The sequence below is a fragment of the Sandaracinobacteroides saxicola genome (assembly GCF_014117445.1).
Taxonomy (GTDB): Bacteria; Pseudomonadota; Alphaproteobacteria; order Sphingomonadales; family Sphingomonadaceae; genus Sandaracinobacteroides_A; species Sandaracinobacteroides_A saxicola.
In genome coordinates, this window is sequence record NZ_CP059851.1 from 864,452 (window position 1) to 882,900 (window position 18,449).

The window sequence follows — 18,449 nt, forward strand, 5'->3', positions numbered from 1 at the left end:
TGCATGGAGGGAGGCACTATGGGACAGGTTCTGCACGGGGGCGCCACAACGACAGAGGCAGTCCGTCGAGCGATACAGCATAGTCAAGAGAGCCTGAGGGCGTTGGCGAAGCGCCACGGGGTAAACCAGAAGACGATCGCCAAGTGGAAGCGGCGCACGTCGACAGCTGATTTGCCGACCGGCCCGAAGGTAGTGCGCTCCACGGTGCTGTCGATCGAGGAGGAGGCGGTGATCGTCGCGTTCCGAAGCCACACGCTGCTGCCGCTCGATGACTGTCTCTATGCCTTGCAGGCAAGCCTGCCCCATCTCACGCGCTCGTCCCTTCACCGCTGCTTGCAGCGGCATGGCATCTCCCAGCTGCCGTCGGTGGAGGGCGACAAGCCGAACACGCGCAAGTTCAAGACCTACCCGATCGGCTACTTCCACATCGATATTGCTGAGGTGCGCACGGCAGAAGGCAGGCTTTACCTGTTCGTTGGCATCGACCGTACCTCGAAGTTCGCCTTCGTCGAGCTGCATGAGAAGGCCACCACCAGGATCTCGGGTGACTTCTTGCGCCATCTCATCGAAGCCGTGCCCTACAAGGTGCATACCGTTCTCACCGACAACGGCATCCACTTCACGACACCTGGCGCTGGCGGATCAGCCGCCCCGCTTATCAAGGAAGCCATCGCTAACGGTGAGCGGTTCTGGGCGCACTCCTTCGAACTGGCCTGCGCCCAGAACGATATCGATCACCGGCTCACCAAGCCCCGCCATCCCTGGACCAACGGCCAGGTCGAGCGCATGAACCGGACGATCAAGGAAGCAACCGTCAAGCGCTTCCACTACGAAACGCACGACCAGCTCCGGCAGCATCTCGCCGACTTCATCAGCGCCTACAACTTCGGCCGCAGGATGAAGACCCTCAAGGGCCTCACACCCTACGAGTTCATCTGCAAATGCTGGACTTCCCAGCCAAACCGATTCACCATCAATCCAACCCATCAAATGCCGGGACTAAACATCTAGAACTCAACCCCCAGTTCCGCCCCGTAGGTGCGCGGGGGTCTTGCGGCGGAGAAGGTGAAGAGGCCGGCGACGGGCAGCGTGCTGTTGAGGCCGCGGTCGTCGGTGAGGTTGCGGCCGAAGACGGACATGCGGATTTTCGTGCCGCCGACGTCGAAGCGGTAGCCGAGGCTGGCATCGACCACGTTGCGGGCGCCGGCGAGGCCGCGGGGGTCGTTCGCCTGCGGGTTGCCGAAGGCGCCCACGATCGTCGTCTGGTAGCTGCTGACATAGCGGTAGCTGGCGGCGAGCATGAGGTCGCCGGGACCGACGGGGAGCACATAGTCGAAGCCGAAGGAGGCGCTGACATCGGGGGTGCGGCGCAGCTTGCGGCCGGAGACGTCGACGATCGCCGCGCCGATCAGGGTGGGGAAACTGTCATATTTCGCATCGAGCAGGCCGAGCGAGCCATTGAGGGTCAGCTCGTCGGTGGCGCGGGCGCGGAACTCGGCCTCCAGCCCCTTGATGGTGGCGCTGGCGGCGTTGCTGACGATGGTTTCCTGGCCCGCGGGCGGCGGGGCGGCGCGGACCACTTCTTCCTGCTTGTCCTTGTACTTGGTGTAGAAGCCGGCGATGTTCAGCGTGACGCGGTCCTCCAGAAACTCGGTCTTCAGGCCGAGTTCGTAGCTGTCCACCTTTTCCGGGTTGTAGGGGGTGTTGGCGGAGGACAGCGTCTGGGCGCGGCCGTTGAAGCCGCCGGCGCGGTAGCCGCGCGAGTAGCTGGCATAGCCCAGCACATCATCGGAGAATTTATAGTCGAGGCTGGCCTTGGGCGTGAACTGTTTCCATTTGGCGCTGGGGGTGGCGATCAGCGCCGGAATGCCGGTCTTGAAGATGTCGTTGCTGATGCGCTTCGTGTCCCAGGTGTAGCGGCCGCCGACGGTGAGGTTGAGACCCTCGGCGAGCTTGACGACGACGTCGGCGAACAGGGCCGCGGACTTGCCCGTGTGGTTGACGCGGTTGCCGCCCTGCGCCGGCAGGCCGGCGGCGGCCTGGAGGAAGGGACCGAAGAAGGTGGTCTGGTCGAGGGTGTAGTTGCTGTTGAAATAATAGCCGCCGACGACATAGTTGATCGCCTCGCCGACCTCGCCGCTGGCGCGAAGCTCCTGGCTGAACTGGCGGTAGGTCTGTTCGCGGCGGGTGTCGAAGAAGTTGATGCTGGTGGAATCGAAATCCTGCCGCACGGTTTCGACGCTGGAGCGCCAGCCGGTGACGCTGGTGAGGGTGACGCTCCCGAGCTTGTAGTTGGCGTTGATCGTCACATTGTCGCCGTCGTTCCTGGCGAAACCGGGGACGTTGCTGAAGGTGGTGTAGAGGTCATCGCCGGTGTTGCGGTCGCACTGCGCGTTGGGGATGCCGGTGGGGCGGATGAGGCCGACGCCGGGGACGGGCACCTGAAGGCAGATCAGGTCGACGCCGGTCCTGCTGGTGGCGGACTGGTCGATCTCGGTGTTCTCGTTGACGCGCTCGTAGGTGACGGTGGCGTCGAAATCGCCGAGTTCGAGGCGGGCGGTGAGGCCGTAATTGTCGTAGCGGCGGCCGCCATAATCCTTGCCGAGGGTGACATTGTTGTAGAAGTCGCCGCTCTCGTTGTGCAGCCAGAAGCCCTTGAGGCTGAGCGCGTCGCCGATTTTGGGCAGGTTGATGACGGTGCGGAGGTCGCGGCGGCCATAGTTGCCGACGGTGCCCTGGATTTTCGCGCCGAGGACGCCGGTGGGCTTGGTGCGTTCGATATTGATGACGCCGGCGGTGGTGTTGCGGCCGAACAGCGTGCCCTGCGGGCCGCGCAGCACCTCGATCTTCTGGAAATCGAAGAAGTCGAGCAGTTGCCCGGTGTTGGTGCCGAGATAGACGCCGTCGATCAGGACGCCGACGGCGGGGTCGAAGCTCTTCTCGATATCCTCGAAGCTGATGCCGCGGATGGCGATGGCGGCGGCCGATGGCCCGGCGTTGACCGCGTCGATGACGAGGTTGGGGGTGCGGCCGACGAGGTCGCGGATGTCCGGCGCGGCGGCGTTCGCCAGCGTGGCCGGCGAGATGGCGCTGACCGCGACGGGAGTATCCTGGATACTCTCCACCCGGCGGCGGGCGGTGACGAGGATGTCTTCGAGCCCCTGGTCCGCGTTCGCGGCCGGGGCGGCGGGCGCGGCGGTCTGGGCGAGGGCAGGCGCGGCGGCGAGGCCGGCGAGCGTGGCGGACGCGAGCAGCGCGGTGCGGAACAGGGTCATCGGTGGCTTCCTCCCAAAAGTCGGCGCACGCTCTTGCTGGCGTGATGCGCGTTGGTGCGACTTTCTGGCGCGGCGGGTGCGGTTGGCCACTAGCAAACAGGGCAGGGCTGTTTTTTGCATCAGGCCTGTGGCCCGGCGGACGCAGGGCGGTGTGGCCATCCTTCCAATGGCCGTCGTTCGACAGGCTGAGGATGAGCGGAATTTCCGCAAACGGCTGCCGGAGTTGCGCGGTGACGACGGTGATTGCATGATAGCGGCATGTGGTTGTTGAGCCGATTGTTGCGCCGGGCGATCCGGGTGGGGGAACTGATCTTGGTGGATGCGGCGGGTGCCGAGCATCGCTTTGGCGTGCCGCATCCGGACTGGCCGCCGGTCCGGGCGCGGATCACCGACGCGGCGACGGCGCGGGCGATCGGATTGAACCCGGCGCTGGGGGCGGGCGAGGCGTGGATGGACGGACGGCTGGTGCCGGAGGGAGGCGACATCCGGCCGCTGCTGGACCTGGTGGCGTATAATTTGCGCTGGGACGGGGACAATGCGACGCGGGTGGGGCTGTGGCGGCAGCAGGCGATCGCGGCGAAGGTGGACCAGGTGAACTTCGCGCGGCGCTCCCGCCGGAATGTGGCGCATCATTATGACCTGAGCGACCGGCTGTATGACCTGTTCCTGGATGCCGACCGGCAGTACAGTTGCGCCTATTTCGATGGCGATGTCAGCCTGGAGCAGGCGCAGGCGGACAAAAAGGCGCATATCGCGGGCAAGCTGTGCCTGATGCCGGGGCAGCGGGTGCTGGACATCGGCTGCGGCTGGGGCGGGATGGCGCTGTACCTCAACCGCGTCGCCGATGTGGACGTTCTGGGGGTGACGCTGTCCGAGGAGCAGCTGAAGGTGGCGCGGCAGCGGGCGGCGGCGGCGGGGGTTGCCGACCGGGTGCGGTTCGAGCTGATCGACTATCGTGCCGTCGAGGGCCGGTTCGACCGGATCGTGTCGGTGGGGATGTTCGAGCATGTCGGGCGGCCGCATTATGGCGAATTCTTCCGCAAGCTGTACGCGCTGCTGGCCGATGACGGCGTGGCGTTGCTGCACAGCATCGGGCGGGTGAGCGGGCCGGGGGCGACGGATCCCTGGACGGCGAAGTATATTTTCCCCGGCGGCTATACGCCGGCGCTGTCCGAGGTGATGCCGCATGTCGAGCGGGCCTGGCTGTGGCCGACGGACATCGAGATCCTGCGGCTGCATTATGCCCGGACGCTGGAGGCCTGGTATGAGCGGGCGGCGGCGAAGCGGGCGGAGATCGAGGCGCTGTATGACGCGCGCTTCTGGCGGATGTGGGCCTTTTACCTGTGGGGGGCGCGCAATGCGTTCCAGTATGACGACCATATGGTGTTCCAGATGCAGCTGGCGAAGCGGCGCGATGCCGTGCCGCTGACGCGGGATTACATGGCGGCGGCGGAGGCCGGCTATCGGTCGAAGGGGGGTTAAGCCGGGTTAGGGATGATTTGCCGGTGGCGGCTGCATCGGTGCCGCGGGGGGGTTCGTAGTCTGTCCGGGTCGTTCGTTCGAGAGGATATGACGATGAAAGCGATGCTGACGGGCGCACTGGTGGCAGTGCTGGGGATGGGGCCGGTGGCGGCCTCCACCCTGTTGACTTTCGGCCAGGCCAATCTGGATTACCGTGGCGGTGGCGGTGTGCCCGGCGTGGGCGTGCCGCTGAGCGACTGGGGGGTGCTGGAGGTGAGCGCGCTGGGGAGCGCGGCGCCGTCCTATGTCAACCTGGTGGTGGATGGCGAGTGGCGCATCCAGAACATGCCGTTCCAGTCCTTTGGCGGGGCGGGGGCGATGGCCAGCAACAGCTATGCCTTTTCGCTGGGCAATGCGCCGGGGCAGGCGGTTGCACAGGTGAATTACGGCTTTTCGCTGAGTGCCGGGCCGCTGGCGGCGGCGCCGGGGATGGACAGCGTGGCGCGGGTGCTGCCGCTGGACATGGTGATGGGGCCAGCGATCGGTGATGGCGCGTTCCAATATGTCGGACTGCCGATGGCGATGAAGGGCGACGAGGTGGAGAAGGAGGCGAAAATCGAGAAGTTCGAGCAGCAGCAGTGCGGCTCGATGCTGTGCGCGCCGGCGGGCGTTTCCAACGGGCTGAAATGGCTGAACGGCAAATATGACCTGAAGATGGACAAGGACGACATCAGCCTGGAGGCGTTGCAGAAGGGGTTGAAGGTGAACCCGCCCAATGGCGCGGCGATCAACTGGGGCAAGGACAAGGCGGCCTATCTGAAGGACAAGAAGCTGCCGGTCGAGAGTTTCGTGCTGGAGGACTGGTCCAAGGTGCTGGACCTGATGGACAAGGGGGCGGCGGTGGAGCTGTCGGTGTTCGACCGGCGGGAGGTGATGATGGGCAAGCGCAAGGTGGTGCAGCGCATCGGCCATGTGGCGAGCGTGGTGGGCCTGACGAAGTTCAAGGATGGGCGGTTCAGCGTGACGGTGGCGCATGACACCGACCAGAATGACCCGAAGAAGGGGCTGAAGGAGCAGACCGGAATCTATGATCCGAAGAAGGCCAACATCACCAACATCTGGGGGATGGACATGCCGTCGCCGGACAAGATCTTCTTCGTGGTGCAGCGGCCGGTGAAGATGGCGCCGCCGCCGCCGGTGCCCGAGCCGGCGACCTGGGCGATGCTGATCGCCGGGTTCGGCATGGTGGGCTTTGCCATGCGGCGGCGGGAGGCGGTGGTAAGGGTGATGGCGTAGGACGCGGCGCCGGGAACCCACCCCCCGCTCGCTGACGCGAGTCGCCCCCTCCCTTCTCTGTTCGCTGCGCTCACAGGAGGGAGGGGAGGGCCCACCCCCGCTCGGCTGTCGCCGAGTCGCCCCTCCCGTGAACGGGAGGGGTGTGGCTATGGCGTCAGGGTGGCCCTGGCGAGGATGTCGAGGTGGGCGAGCATGGGCAGGGTGGGGGTGCCGCTGGCGCGGGCGGCGGCGATGGCGCGGGTGAGCGGCGCCGTGTCCGCCTGCGCCAGCCAGGCCTCGGTCGCGGCGAGCGGGTCGGCGCCGGGCGGCGTGATGGCGCGGATCTGGGCGAGGCGCATGGTTTCGAAGCCGCGCACCAGCGAGGCCGCGAGCATGCGTTCCCAGCTGTCGGCGGGGGTGAGCGTGGCGGCGGCGCCCTTCGCCCAGTCAAGGCCGAGCGCCTCCCCGAGGCGGGTGTAGGCGTTGGCGGCGGCGGATTCATCGACATTGAGGTCGCCGGCGAGCGCGGCGATGCCGGCGGCGCCGGAGAGGGCATGGAGCTGCGCCAGCCGGTCGGCGAGCGCGGTGGGGGTGCCGAGCGCGGCGAGGGTGGCGCGGACCCGCTCCACCTGGGCGCGGGGTTCCGGGCGCAGCAGCGTGTCGAGCTGGGTGCCGAGCGAGGCGAGGCGTTGGCCGAGGCGGTCGACGAGGCCGGACGGGCTGTCGGCACCCGAGCGGCGGACCAGGTCGGCGACCAGTTCCCGCGTGGCGAGCGCGGCCTGGGCGTGCAGCGCCAGGCTGGTTTTCGCAGGGACGGCGGCGCTGTCGATGCCGCGCCACAGGCCGGGCAGGTCGTAGAGCGCGCGGGCGGCGACGAAGGCCGAGGCGATGCGTGGCAGCGGACAGCCCATGTCGCCGGCAAGGTCGTGCGCCAGGGTGAGGCCGCCACGGTTGACGAGCAGGTTGGCCAGCTTGGTGGCGATCAGCTCGCGGCGCAGGCGGTGGCCGCGGATGTCGTCGGCGTGGGCGCCCTGCATCGCGGCGGGAAAGGCGGCGATCAGGTCGGCTTCGAGCAGCGGGTCGGCGACGACATCGCTGGCGACGAGTGCGTCCTTCAGCTCCATCTTGGCATAGGCGAGGAGGACCGCGAGTTCCGGGCGGGTGAGGCCGACCCCGAGACGCTTGCGCTCGGCAAGCTCCTGCGGGGTGGGCAGCCCTTCGACGCGCGGGTCGAGGCGGCCGTTCGCCTCGAGGGCGTCCATCAGGCGGATGTGGGCATCGAGCGCGGCGCCGCCGGCGGCCTCCGCGACCGAGAGGGCGAGGGTCTGGGCGCTGTTGTCGGCGAGCACGAGCGCGGCGACATCGTCGGTCATCGAGGCGAGCAGCGTGTCGCGGTCGGGGCGGGTGAGGCGGCCGGCGGCCTCCGCGTTGCCCAGTGCGATCTTGATGTTGACCTCGTGGTCGGAGGTGTCGACGCCGGCGCTGTTGTCGATGAAATCGGTGTTGAGGCGGCCGCCGCGGCGCGCGAAGGCGATGCGGCCGGCCTGGGTGACGCCGAGGTTGGCACCTTCGCCGATGGCGGTGGCGCGGAGGTTCTCGCCGTCGGCGCGGTGCGCGTCGTTGGCGCGGTCGCCGACCTCCGCATGGGTTTCGGCCGCCGCCTTCACATAGGTGCCGATGCCGCCGAACCAGAGCAGGTCGACTCGGGCGTGGAGGATGGCGGACAGCAGTTCCGACGGGCTGACGCTGTCGGCGCTGAGGTCGAGCAGTGCCTTCGCCTGCGGGGTGAGCGGGATCGCCTTCCGGTCGCGCGGGACGATGAAGCCGCCGGGGCTGAGCAGCTCGGCGTTGTAATCGGCCCAGCTGGAGCGGGGCAGGGCGAACAGCCGCGCGCGTTCAGCCCAGCTGGTGGCGGGATCGGGCGCGGGATCGATGAAGATGTGCCGATGGTCGAAGGCGGCGACCAGTTTCAGCGCCTTCGACAGCAGCATGCCGTTGCCGAAGACATCGCCCGACATGTCGCCGACGCCGGCGACGGTGATCGGGTCTGTCGCGACATCGACGCCGCGTTCGGCGAAGTGGCGCTCGACCGAGACCCAGGCGCCGCGGGCGGTGATGCCCATCGCCTTGTGGTCGTAGCCGACGCTGCCGCCCGAGGCGAAGGCGTCCCCGAGCCAGAAGCCCTGCGCCTCCGCGATGGCGTTGGCGGTGTCGGAGAAGGTGGCGGTCCCCTTGTCGGCGGCGACGACGAGATAGGGGTCGTCACCATCGCGGCGGACCACGCCGCCGGGCGGGATGATGCCGGCGGGGCCGATGTTGTCGGTGATCGAGAGCAGCGCGCGGATGAAGATGCTGTAGGCTTCGGTGCCTTCGGCAAGCCAGGCATCGCGGTTCGAGGGGGCGGGCAGCAGTTTCGGGTAGAAGCCGCCCTTGGCGCCGGTGGGGACGATGACGGCGTTCTTCACCATCTGCGCCTTCACGAGGCCGAGCACCTCGGTGCGGAAATCGTCGCGCCGGTCGGACCAGCGCAGGCCGCCGCGGGCGATCGGCCCGCCGCGCAGGTGGATGCCTTCGACGCGGGGGGAATAGACCCAGATTTCGCGCCAGGGCAGCGGTTTGGGGAGGCCGGGGACGGCGTGGCTGTCGAGCTTGAAGGCGAGCGCTTCGGGCTGGACGAAGGCGTTGGTGCGCAGCGTGGCGGCGATGAGGGCGTGGAACAGGCGCAGGATGCGGTCGTCGTCTATGGCGGTGACGGCATCGAGCGCGGTGGCAAACGCGCTGTCGGCGGCACTGGCGTCGCCCGTCGCTGCCTGATCGGGGGTGTGGCCGCCGGGGCCGTGGTCGGCCCGAAAGCGGGCGAGGAGCGCGGCGGTGGCGACGGGGTGGCGTTTCAGCGCGTCGACGACGGTTTGCAGGCCATAGGCGACGCCGGTCTGGCGCAGGTAGCGGAACCAGGCGCGCAGCCAGTTCGCCTCCTCCGCGCTGAGGCTGGCGAGGGCGATGAGGGCGTTGAAGGGATCATTTTCCTGCGCGCCGGTGAACACGGCGTCGAGTGCCGGGGCGACGCGGGCGGTGAGCGCGGCGAGGTCGGGGACGGCGACCGGCAGTTCGAGGCGGAAATCATGGATCCAGCCGAGGCTGCCGCCCTTCAGGTCGTACGGCACTTCCTCGATCACGCGGAAGCCGAAATTTTCGAGCACGGGCACCGCGTCCGACAGCGGGATGATGTGCTGGAGCCGGTAGATTTTCAGCCGCAGCGTGCGGTCGTCATCCCCCGGCTGACGGTAGAGGGCGATGTCGCGCTCGTCCGGCGAGCTGAGGCTGGCGAGGCGGAGGATGTCCTCGGCGGCGTCGGTGGCGGTGAATTCGTTGCGGTAGGCGGCGCTGAAGGCGCGGCCGTGGGACAGGGTGAGACGCGCGGCGCGGATGGCGCCGGTGCGCTCGACCAGCGCGGCTTCGATTGCTTCCTCCCAGCCGCGGACGAGGTGGGCGAGCGCGGCGTCCAGGCCGGCTTCGTCCGGCGGGGTGGTGATGCCGTCCAGCATGTAGTGGACGCGGGCGAGGCCTTCGGAGCGGAGTTCGACGTCGAAGCGGCTGATCTGGCCGCCGGTTTCCTGTGCCAGCATGGCACCGATGCGGGTGCGCAGGTCGGCGGAGTAGCTGTCGCGCGGGACATAGACGAGGACGCTCATGGTGGCGTCGGCGGCGGCGCGGGCGAACAGGCGCGGGCGCGGGCGGTCGAGCAGGCTGAGCAGGCCCTGCGCCATGGTGGCGAGGCGGTCGGCGTCGATCTGGAACAGCTCGTCGCGCGGGAAGGTTTCGATGATGTGGGAGAGCGCCTTCCCGGCATGGCCGCGCGGATCGAAGCGCAGGCGTTCGGTGACCTCGGCGACCTTGCGGCGGACGAGCGGCACGCGGCGCGGCGATTCGCTGAGCGCCGAACTGGTGAAGAGGCCGATGAAGTGGCTGGTGGCGACCGCGCGCCCCATGCTGTCGAAGCGGCGGACGCTGATGAGGTCGAGCGGGACGGCGCGGTGGACGGTGGAGCGCAGCGGCGACTTGGCGATGGCGACGGCGTCGGCGGTGGCCGGGTCGGCCGGGGCGGGCCAGCGGTCGGTGGCGCTGAACAGCCCCAGCGGCCCGCTCTCGTCGAGGCTGCCGAGCAGGGTGAAATTGTCGGCGGCGAGCCATTCGAGGAAGGCGATGGTTTCGGCCAGGATGTGCGGGGCGAGCGGGGGCGGGCTGTCATTGAGGCTGCGGGCGGCGGCGCGCAGGCGGGCCAGCATCGGCTGCCAGTCTCGGGTGGCGATGCGGACATCGGCATAGACGTCGGCGAGGCGCTCGGCGAGGGCGGCGCGGGCGCGGGCGGGGGCGCGTTCCACATCCATGACGATCAGCGATTCGGGCGGGCCGCTGCCGATGCCGGTGATGGCGCCGGCGGCATCGCGGCTGACCGGGATGACGGGGTGGAGCAGGCGCTCGATGGCGAGGCCGGCGGCGCCGACGGCGGCGGTGGCGCTGTCCACCAGGAAGGGCCGGTCCCCGGTGTTCAGGATGAGGCGCATGCGGCGGGCGCCGGCTTCGCCTTCGCTGGCGCCGAGATGGACGATGTCGGCGTCGGGGGCGCGGGTGCGGATGGCATCGGCGGCGGCGGCGGCGAGCAGGGCGAGGGCGTGGCGGTCGAGACCGTCCAGTTCGCCGGGCGGCGCGGCGCGGGTGAGCCAATCGGCCAGTTCGGGGGCAAAATCGGCGGTTTTGGGGGCGGATTGGCCCATGATGGCTCCAGAAGCAGTCGGAAAACCCGGCTGCTATGCGCTTTCGGCGTGACCCGTTCAAGACGGGTGCGAATGGGATCAGTGCGCGGGAAGCGAAGAATATTTGGCCATGGCCGCAAGAAATTCGGATTGGAGGGCGCGGGTCTCGGCCGCGCCGAGCAGTTGCCGCCAGCTGGCGACGAGGATGGCGCTGTGGTCGGCGAGCGGCAGGGCGACGGCGCGCAGCAGCAGGGCGCCGTCATGGCCATCGAGCGGAAACTCGCCGTCGATGCGGGCGGGCCAGCCGCGCCGGTGGGCCAGGCGGGCGAGCGCGGCGGCCTGTGAAAGCAGGGGCGCGCCGGTTTCGGGCCGCGGGTCGAGGGGGGCGCCGGGGAGGGCGGCGCGCGGCAGCAGGCGGCGGATCGCGCAGCCGGCGGTGACGAGGCGAGGCGCGCCGTCGAGCGCGGCGATGTGCAGCGCGACGGGGCCGAAGGGGTAGGCGAGCAGCGTCTCGGCGTGCGCGCCGGCGGGCAGGGCGTCGGGGCTGTGCAGCCGGGACCAGAGCGCCTCGGCACGGCGGACGAGGCGGCGTTCGATGCCCATTTCGGCGACCAGGGGCAGGGGCGGCAGCGGCAGCGGCGGGGGGCTGGGCCGGGTGTGGAACATGCGGCGGGTCCGATGATGGGGGTGACGATGGCAGTGACGGCGGGGAGCGGCAAAGCTTGAATCGCATGGGGGCACTGGCAATGTCGGCGCGGCGACCGTAAATGGGGGCGGAATCAGAACAAACAGGCGAGGCATGATGGACGCGTTGGTGACGGCGGAGTGGCTGAAGGGCGAGCTGGGCAAGAGCGATGTGCGGGTGGTGGATGCGAGCCTGTTCCTGCCCGACCATGGCCGGAACGGCCGGGCGGAGTTCGAGGCGGCGCATATCCCGGGCGCGGTGTTCCTGGACCTGGACGAAGTGACCGATGCCTCCTCGGGCCTGCCGCACATGCTGCCGAGCCCCGAGAAGTTCGCCAGCCGGGCGCAGGCGATGGGCCTGGGCGATGGCAGCCGCATCATCGTGTATGACAACAGCCCGCTGCATTCGGCCGCCCGCGCCTGGTGGATGTTCACGCTGTTCGGCGCGCACAATGTGGCGGTGCTGGACGGCGGGCTGGCGGCGTGGAAGGCGGCCGGTGGCGCGATCGAGAGCGGCAAGCCGGTGATCCGGCATCGCCACTTCACCGTGTGGGCGGACAAGGCCGGCCTGCGTGACCTGGCGGCGATGCGCGCCAACCTGAAGACGCATGAGGAACAGGTGGTCGACGCGCGGCCGGCGGGGCGTTTCGCCGGCAGCGAGCCGGAGCCGCGGCCGGGCCTGCGCGGCGGGCACATGCCGGGGGCGAAGAGCCTGCCCTCCTCCGAGCTGTTCAACGAGGACGGCACCTACAAGGATATCGATGGCCTGAAGGCGGCGTTCGCGGCGGCGGGGGTGGATCCGATGAAGCCGCTCGTCGCGACCTGCGGCAGCGGGATCACGGCGGCGAACATCGTGTTTGCCGCGCACCGCCTCGGCAACGGCAAGGCCGCGCTGTATGATGGCAGCTGGGCCGAATGGGGGGCGCTTCCCGATACGCCGGTGGTGACGGGCGCCGCTTGAGCGAGGCCGACACCTGGCTGGTCGAGGCCGGGCGACGGCGGGCGTGGACGCACGGGATCGTCAATCCGCCGCTCTATCGCGCCTCGACGGTGCTGTATGAGACGATCGCCGCGATGGACGCGGCCAACCGCGATGTCGATGCGAACCTTTATTATGGCCGCAAGGGGACGCCGACGACCTGGGCGCTGCGGGAGGCGCTGACCGGGCTGGAGCCGGGCGCCGAGGGCACGATGCTGATGCCGAGCGGGGTAAGCGCGATCACCGCGGCGATCCTGAGCTGCGCCAAGGCGGGCGACCATGTGCTGCTTCCGGACAGCGCCTATGACCCGACCAGTGCCTTTGCCGACGGGCTGATGCGGCGGTTCGGGATCGAGCCGCAATGGTATGACCCGCTGATTGGGGCCGGGGTGGCGGGGTTGTTCCGGGCGAACACCGCGGCGCTGTTGCTGGAGAGCCCGGGCAGCCTGACCTTCGAGGTGCAGGATGTGCCGGCCATGGCCGCGGTGGCGCGGGAGGCGGGGGTGGTGACCATCCTGGACAACACCTGGGCGACGAGCCTGTATTTCCAGGGGATTCGCCATGGCTGCGACCTGGTGATGCAGGCCTGCACCAAATATGTGGTGGGGCATAGCGATTCCATGCTGGGCAGCGTGACGGCGAACGCGGCGCGCTGGCGCGACCTGCAGAAGACGGTGTGGCAGCTGGGGCTGTGCGTGGGGGCAGACGACGCGGCGCTGGGCTTGCGGGGGCTGCGGACCATGGGCGTGCGGCTGGCGCGGCATCAGGAGAGCGGGCTGAAGGTGGCGCGCTGGCTGGCGGCGCATCCGCTGGTCGACCGTGTGCTGCATCCGGCGCTGGAGAGCTGCCCGGGGCATGCGCTGTGGCGCCGCGACTTCAGCGGGGCTTCGGGGTTGTTCGGTGTGGTGCTGAAAGCGGGCAGCCGGGCCGATGCGGCGCATCTATGCGACGGCATGCGGCATTTCGGGCTGGGTTTCAGCTGGGGTGGCTATGAGAGTTTGATGATCCCCTGCTCGCCGGAAAGGCTGCGGCGGGTGACGCGGTGGCAGGCGCCGGGGCTGTGCCTGCGACTGCATGTGGGGCTGGAGGATGTGGGCGACCTGATCGCCGATCTGGAGGCGGGGCTGGCGCGGTTCGCGGCGGCTGTGGGGGGAAGCTGAATGAGCGCGGACGCGATGCTGGCGAGCGATGATGCGGTGGGGCTGGCGGCGCGGGTGGCGGCGCGAGAGGTGAGCGCGGGCGAGTTGCTGGAGGCGGCGATCGCGCGCGGGGAAGCGATGGACCCGGTGTTCAACTTCCTGGCGCAGCGCTGCCATGAGCGGGCGCGGGCGGCGGCGGCGGCGTTCGATGCGGTGCCCCAAGGCCAGCGACCCGGGGGTCCGCTGGCGGGTGTGCCCTTTTTGGTGAAGGACCTGGGGGTGGACATCGCGGGTGTGCCGACCTGGGCTGGCAGCCGCTTCATGGCACAGGTGCCGGCGCGCAATTCGACCTTCATGGACCTGGCGGACGCCGCCGGGCTGATGACCTTCGGCAAGACGACAACGCCGGAGCTGGGGCTGACGGTGACAACCGAGAGCGTCGCCACGGGCATCACCCGCAACCCGTGGAATCCGGGGCGGGTCGCCGGCGGGTCATCGGGCGGGGCGGCGGTGGCGGTGGCAGTGGGCGTGGTGCCGCTGGCGCAGGCGAGCGACGGCGGGGGTTCGGTGCGGGTGCCGGCGTCCTGCTGCAGCCTGCCGGGGCTGAAGGTCTCGCGCGGCCTGATCCCCACCGGGCCGGCACATGTGACCGCGTGGAACGGCCTGTCGGGCATCGGGCCGATTGCCCGCAGCGTGCGGGACCTGGCGGCGTTCCTGGATGTGTTCGCCGGCGCCGAACCCGGGAGTCGAGTGCAGCCGCCGCGACCGGCCGCGGGATTTGCCGCCGCGCTGCGGACGCCGCTGCGGCGGCTGCGGGTCGCGGTGATGCGTCAGTCGGGGTTCGGGGTGGCCAATCATGCCGATGTCGACCAGGTGTTCGAGGCGGCGGTTGCCCGGCTGTCGGCGTTGGGTCATGGCCTCGCGGAGGATCGCCCGGCGATCGACATGCCGGCATTGATGGCGGCGAACATCACCAATATCGCCGCCTGCACCGCCGCCGACATCGACGCACGCGCCGCCGCGCTGGGTCGTTCGTTCCGCGCGGACGAGCTGGAGCCGGCGGTCGCCAACTGGCACCGGATGGGGCATGCCCGGAGCGCGCCGGCGTTGCAGGCGGCGCTGGGCGTCATCGAGGCGGCGGGGGCGGCGATGGATGATTTCTTCGGGCGGCACGATATCCTGCTGACCCCGACGCTCGCCTGCCCGCCGGTAGAGATCGGCAAGCTGAGCCTGTCCAACCCCGACGTCGACGAATTCACCGCGACCTACACCGCTTTCTGCCCCTTCGCCGGGCTGGCCAACCTGACCGGCACGCCGGCGATCACGCTGCCACTGGGGATGTCGGCCGATGGGCTGCCGATCGGGGTCATGGCGCAGGCGCGCTTTGGCGACGATGCGCTGTTGCTGCAGCTGGCGGCCGAGCTGGAGGCCACAGGGGCGTTCACGGCGCGCTGGCGGGGGTAAGACCCGGCGATCGCTCGGCGGCAGCCTGCAAGGCCTCGGCGGCCCATTGATTGAGGCTTTTGCCGGCGAGTTGGGCGGCGCGGGCTGCTTTCGCGTGCACCTCGGGCTGGACCCGGAACATGACGCGGCCGGAAAAGGGTTTCTCGGCCACCTTGCCCAGGCGCGCGCAGGTTTCGACGTAATCGTCGACGGCATCATGGAAGGCGCGGATGAGCGTTTCGGTGTCTGTCGCGTGGAAGCCGACGACATCGTTGATGCCAGCGAGGCGGCCGGTGAAGATCATGTCGTCGGGATCGAATTCGATGCGGGCGCTGTGGCCGCGATAATGGATGATGCCGGTCATGGGGTTACTCCAAGTTTCGCCAGATAGTCGCGGGCGTCGCGCACCTGATAGCGTTTGGCTTCCTTGGCCGGATGCGGACGATGGAAGCTGGCGATCAGCCCGTCGCGTTCGAACCGTACGCGCGAACCATTGCCTTCGACCACCATGCAGCCCGCGGCCAGCAATAGCGCTTCGATGTCCGCCCAGGCCAGCGACGGACTGACGGGATCGGTGAAGACGGCGCGAAGCGTCCGCTGCTGCTTGCTGTTCACGCTAGCATATTGTGCAAGCGTTTGGCGATGTCAAGGATTGGCGCGCAGCAGCAGAGGGCCGAAGGGGGTGGGCTGGGTGAGGGTGAGGCGGCCCTGGCGGGTGAGTTCGAGGGCGGCGACGACGTGGCTGGCGAGGCTGCTGCGGGCGAGTGCCGGGTCGGGCGTGTCGGGGAGGAAGCGGCGGAGGTCGGTCCATTCGAGGGCGGTGCCCAGGAGGCCGTTCAATCGTTCCAGCGCCTGTTCCAGGGTGACGATGGCGCCGCGGGCGTGCGGCGACCAGATCTGGGTGGCGCGGCGGGCGTGCAGGGCGCCATAGGCGCTGAGCAGGTCATAGAGGCTGGCCTCGTGGACGCTGTGGCGGACGACACGCAGGCCTTCGGGGTTGCCGCGCATGGCGACGTCGCGGCCGAGGAGGTCGCGCGCCATGAGCTTCGCCGCGGCATCGCGCATGGCTTCGAGGCGTTGCAGGCGATGGGCCAACCGTGCCGCGAGTTCCTGCGGGTCCGGGTCGGCCTCTGGATCGGCCGGCAGCAGCAGCGCCGATTTCAGGTAGGTGAGCCAGGCGGCCATCACCAGATAATCGGCGGCGACCTCGAGGCGGAGGCGACGCGCTTCGGCGATGAAGGCGAGATATTGGTCGACCAGCGGCAGGATGGGAATGGCGGCAAGGTCGATCTTCTGCGTGCGGGCGAGGGTGAGGAGCAGGTCGAGCGGGCCTTCGTAGGCGGCGAGGCTGATGGTGAGCGTGTCGGACGCCTCGGGGACGCGCGGCGGGTCTTCGGCGAAGTCGGTCATGGGCGGCGGCGCAGGGGCGGCTGGCCCCCTCCCGCTCGCTGGCCCCCTCCGCTCGGCTGCGCCGAGTCGCTCCCCCGTGCCGGGGGAGAGCCGTTCAGGTGCTGCTTACCAGACATCGACGGGCGATGCGGGCTGCATGACCGGTTCGCCAGCCTCGATCAGCGCGAGCAGCTCGTCCCGCGTCGCCGCCGGGTCTTGCGCCGGGTCGGTCGCTGTCGGCCAGGCCATCGCGCGGGTGAGGCGGTCGGTGGCGGCCGGGGTGATGGGGGGGCAGGCGTCGGCGATGGCGGCCATTTCGGCGAAATCGGCGAGGCAGTGGAGGGCGATGTCACAGCCGGCGGCGAGCGCGTTGGTGGCGCGGGCGGCCATGTCGTTGCCGCCCGGCTGGCTGCCCAGCGCATGCATTTCCAGCGCGTCCGTCATCAGCAGGCCGTCGAAGCCGATGCGGGTGCGGATGATGTTGTGGATGATGGCGGGGGAGAGGGTGGCGCAGAGCGCCGGGTCCCAGGCGTCGTAGAGGATGTGCGCGGTCATCGCCATGGGCGCGTCCTTCAGCCGGATGAAAGGCGCGAGGTCGGTCTCCAGCTCGCCTGCGCCGGCGGTGACCCGGGGGAGGGCGTGGTGACTGTCCTGCGTGGCGCGGCCGTGGCCGGGGATGTGTTTCAGGACACCGACGGTGCCGCCTGCGTTGAGGCCGTCGAGCGTGGCGCGGGCCAGCGCGGCGACGCGCAGCGGTTCGGTGCCGAAGGCGCGGTTGCCGATGACGTCATGCGCGCCCGGCACGGGCACATCGGCGACGGGGGTGCAGTTGACGCTGATGCCTAGCGAGGAGAGCAGCTGCCCGAGCGCCTCGCCGTTGGCGCGGGCGGCGGCCATCGCGCTGATCGGGGCACGATCGTAGAGTCGGCCGAAGTCCGCCGCGGGCGGGAAGGCGGGGAAGGCGGGGGCTTTCAGGCGGGCGACGCGGCCGCCTTCCTGGTCGATCAGGATCGGCAGGCGCGGGTTGCCGCTGAGGCTGCGCAGGTCGTCGGTCAGCGCGCGGGTCTGGTCGGCGGAGATGATGTTGCGGCTGAACAGGATGTAGCCGGCGGGGTTGCAGGCGGCGAACAGCGCGCGCTCGTCGGGCGTGAGGACGGGGCCGGCGAGGCCGAAGAAGACCGGAAGCATGGGACCCCTTAGGCGACCGCGGCGAAAATGGCAGCCCCGGAGAGGATGGCGAGGATGGTCCAGGTGCCGGCGGTGCCGATGACGCGCGACGTGTTGGGCGCGGGGCGGGCCATGCCGATGGCGTGCAGGATGCGGATGACGAAGAGCAGCATGGCGAGGCCGGCGAGGAAGCGCACGTCGGCGCCGGCATTTTCCAGGAGGCCCATCAGGATCAGTGCGAAGGGGACATATTCGGTGAAATTGGCCTGGGCGCGGGCGCGGGCGAGCAGTTCGGCATTGCCGCCATCCCCCAGCGAGATGCCGTCGGCGCGGCGCACCAGCGTAACCCGCACGGACAGGATGATGAGCAGCAAGCCAAAGGCGCCGGCGGTGATGAGCGTGATGGGCATGGTCGAACTCCCCAGATCGATGCCGATATGGTGCGCGCACGCGGGCGATGGCGCAAGCGCCGCGCCTGGAATTCGCGGCGATATGGAATCCGCGCCTGGAATTCGCGGCGATAAGGAATCCGCGCCTGGAATTCGCGGCGATGAGGAATCCGCGCCGGGAATTCGCGGCCAGATGACATTCGCGTGCAGCGCGTATCTTGCGTTATGGCGCGATTGCTTTAAGGAACCGCGCTCGATTCGAGCCGATGCGCGGGGGCGTTCTCCGTGCCCAGAACAGGATTATGGTGCCCTTATGGCCGTTCCCAAGCGTAAAACATCGCCCTCGCGGCGCAACATGCGGCGCAGCCACCACGCGCTGGTGGCGGTGCAGCATCAGGAATGCAGCAATTGCGGCGAGCTGAAGCTGCCGCACCATGTCTGCGCTGCCTGCGGTTTTTATGATGGCCGTGAAGTGATTGCGCAATCAGCCTGAT

The 18,449-nt window shown here is 69.4% G+C and carries 14 protein-coding genes and 1 pseudogene; 7 read left to right on the plus strand and 8 right to left on the minus strand.

Annotated elements, in window-relative coordinates; all coding sequences use genetic code 11:
• Window positions 1–18: 18 nt before the first annotated feature.
• Window positions 19–1,011, plus strand: a complete 993-nt coding sequence (locus H3309_RS04330) for an IS481 family transposase (RefSeq protein ID WP_182297544.1) — start codon at window positions 19–21, stop codon at window positions 1,009–1,011.
• Here the strand turns inward: H3309_RS04330 and H3309_RS04335 are convergent.
• The gene (locus H3309_RS04335; RefSeq protein WP_182297545.1) at window positions 1,008–3,275 is read right to left on the minus strand and encodes a TonB-dependent receptor; all 2,268 of its coding nucleotides are present in this window, start codon (window positions 3,273–3,275) and stop codon (window positions 1,008–1,010) included. The two genes, H3309_RS04330 and H3309_RS04335, sit on opposite strands and share 4 nt — an antisense overlap.
• Window positions 3,276–3,533: 258 nt before the next feature.
• Here H3309_RS04335 and H3309_RS04340 point away from each other — a divergent pair, with 258 nt between their 5' ends.
• Entirely contained in the window at window positions 3,534–4,757 is a 1,224-nt protein-coding gene (locus H3309_RS04340) for an SAM-dependent methyltransferase (RefSeq protein WP_182297546.1), read from the plus strand.
• A 1,173-nt stretch (window positions 4,758–5,930) separates the two neighbouring features.
• Window positions 5,931–6,032, plus strand: a pseudogene (locus tag H3309_RS17705) (PEPxxWA-CTERM sorting domain-containing protein); the annotation flags it as partial.
• Between the two features lie 146 nt (window positions 6,033–6,178).
• Here the strand turns inward: H3309_RS17705 and H3309_RS04350 are convergent.
• Both H3309_RS04350 and H3309_RS04355 read right to left on the minus strand, forming a co-directional pair.
• Window positions 6,179–10,786 (minus strand): NAD-glutamate dehydrogenase, encoded by a 4,608-nt coding sequence (locus tag H3309_RS04350; RefSeq protein ID WP_182297547.1) that lies wholly within the window; start codon window positions 10,784–10,786, stop codon window positions 6,179–6,181.
• A gap of 78 nt (window positions 10,787–10,864) precedes the next feature.
• On the minus strand, window positions 10,865–11,431 hold the full coding sequence (locus tag H3309_RS04355; RefSeq protein WP_182297548.1) for a hypothetical protein: 567 nt from the start codon (window positions 11,429–11,431) through the stop codon (window positions 10,865–10,867).
• Between the two features lie 136 nt (window positions 11,432–11,567).
• Between H3309_RS04355 and sseA the strand changes: the two genes are divergently transcribed.
• From sseA to H3309_RS04370, 3 genes are read left to right on the plus strand one after another with little or no spacing between them, the layout of a single operon-like run.
• Window positions 11,568–12,410 (plus strand): 3-mercaptopyruvate sulfurtransferase, encoded by an 843-nt coding sequence (sseA, locus tag H3309_RS04360; protein WP_182298486.1) that lies wholly within the window; start codon window positions 11,568–11,570, stop codon window positions 12,408–12,410.
• Window positions 12,365–13,588 (plus strand): cystathionine beta-lyase, encoded by a 1,224-nt coding sequence (gene metC / locus H3309_RS04365; protein WP_182297549.1) that lies wholly within the window; start codon window positions 12,365–12,367, stop codon window positions 13,586–13,588. Before sseA ends, metC begins: the two co-directional genes overlap by 46 nt.
• Window positions 13,589–15,031, plus strand: a complete 1,443-nt coding sequence (locus tag H3309_RS04370) for an amidase (RefSeq protein ID WP_182297550.1) — start codon at window positions 13,589–13,591, stop codon at window positions 15,029–15,031.
• Here the strand turns inward: H3309_RS04370 and H3309_RS04375 are convergent.
• The 5 genes from H3309_RS04375 to H3309_RS04395 form a co-directional block, all read right to left on the minus strand.
• Window positions 15,009–15,374 carry a type II toxin-antitoxin system HicB family antitoxin gene (locus H3309_RS04375; protein ID WP_182297551.1) on the minus strand — a complete coding sequence of 122 codons (366 nt, stop codon included), beginning with the start codon at window positions 15,372–15,374 and terminating at the stop codon, window positions 15,009–15,011. The genes H3309_RS04370 and H3309_RS04375 overlap by 23 nt on opposite strands.
• The gene (locus H3309_RS04380; RefSeq protein ID WP_182297552.1) at window positions 15,371–15,625 is read right to left on the minus strand and encodes a type II toxin-antitoxin system HicA family toxin; all 255 of its coding nucleotides are present in this window, start codon (window positions 15,623–15,625) and stop codon (window positions 15,371–15,373) included. The genes H3309_RS04375 and H3309_RS04380 overlap by 4 nt, the downstream gene beginning before the upstream one ends.
• 30 nt (window positions 15,626–15,655) lie before the next feature.
• A complete protein-coding gene (locus tag H3309_RS04385; protein WP_182297553.1) occupies window positions 15,656–16,420 on the minus strand; it encodes a segregation and condensation protein A in 765 nt (254 codons plus the stop codon).
• A 105-nt stretch (window positions 16,421–16,525) separates the two neighbouring features.
• Window positions 16,526–17,587, minus strand: coding sequence for a beta-N-acetylhexosaminidase (gene nagZ, locus H3309_RS04390; protein ID WP_182297554.1), 1,062 nt, complete (start codon window positions 17,585–17,587; stop codon window positions 16,526–16,528).
• Window positions 17,588–17,595: 8 nt separating this feature from the next.
• Window positions 17,596–17,976, minus strand: a complete 381-nt coding sequence (locus H3309_RS04395; protein WP_182297555.1) for an MAPEG family protein — start codon at window positions 17,974–17,976, stop codon at window positions 17,596–17,598.
• A 292-nt stretch (window positions 17,977–18,268) separates the two neighbouring features.
• On the opposite strand from H3309_RS04395, the gene rpmF reads away from it, so the two are divergent.
• Window positions 18,269–18,448: a 50S ribosomal protein L32 gene (gene rpmF / locus H3309_RS04400; protein WP_182298488.1), complete on the plus strand. Its 180-nt coding sequence runs from the start codon at window positions 18,269–18,271 to the stop codon at window positions 18,446–18,448.
• The last annotated feature ends 1 nt before the right edge of the window (window position 18,449 follow it).

What these genes read in the sequence shown, in the direction of transcription:
- H3309_RS04330 (WP_182297544.1), top strand. Translation starts at nt 19, where the DNA reads ATGGGACAGGTTCTGCACGGGGGCGCCACAACGACAGAGGCAGTCCGT.
- H3309_RS04335 (WP_182297545.1), bottom strand. Translation starts at nt 3,275, where the DNA reads ATGACCCTGTTCCGCACCGCGCTGCTCGCGTCCGCCACGCTCGCCGGC.
- H3309_RS04340 (WP_182297546.1), top strand. Translation starts at nt 3,534, where the DNA reads ATGTGGTTGTTGAGCCGATTGTTGCGCCGGGCGATCCGGGTGGGGGAA.
- H3309_RS04350 (WP_182297547.1), bottom strand. Translation starts at nt 10,786, where the DNA reads ATGGGCCAATCCGCCCCCAAAACCGCCGATTTTGCCCCCGAACTGGCC.
- H3309_RS04355 (WP_182297548.1), bottom strand. Translation starts at nt 11,431, where the DNA reads ATGTTCCACACCCGGCCCAGCCCCCCGCCGCTGCCGCTGCCGCCCCTG.
- sseA (WP_182298486.1), top strand. Translation starts at nt 11,568, where the DNA reads ATGGACGCGTTGGTGACGGCGGAGTGGCTGAAGGGCGAGCTGGGCAAG.
- metC (WP_182297549.1), top strand. Translation starts at nt 12,365, where the DNA reads ATGGGGGGCGCTTCCCGATACGCCGGTGGTGACGGGCGCCGCTTGAGC.
- H3309_RS04370 (WP_182297550.1), top strand. Translation starts at nt 13,589, where the DNA reads ATGAGCGCGGACGCGATGCTGGCGAGCGATGATGCGGTGGGGCTGGCG.
- H3309_RS04375 (WP_182297551.1), bottom strand. Translation starts at nt 15,374, where the DNA reads ATGACCGGCATCATCCATTATCGCGGCCACAGCGCCCGCATCGAATTC.
- H3309_RS04385 (WP_182297553.1), bottom strand. Translation starts at nt 16,420, where the DNA reads ATGACCGACTTCGCCGAAGACCCGCCGCGCGTCCCCGAGGCGTCCGAC.
- nagZ (WP_182297554.1), bottom strand. Translation starts at nt 17,587, where the DNA reads ATGCTTCCGGTCTTCTTCGGCCTCGCCGGCCCCGTCCTCACGCCCGAC.
- H3309_RS04395 (WP_182297555.1), bottom strand. Translation starts at nt 17,976, where the DNA reads ATGCCCATCACGCTCATCACCGCCGGCGCCTTTGGCTTGCTGCTCATC.
- rpmF (WP_182298488.1), top strand. Translation starts at nt 18,269, where the DNA reads ATGGCCGTTCCCAAGCGTAAAACATCGCCCTCGCGGCGCAACATGCGG.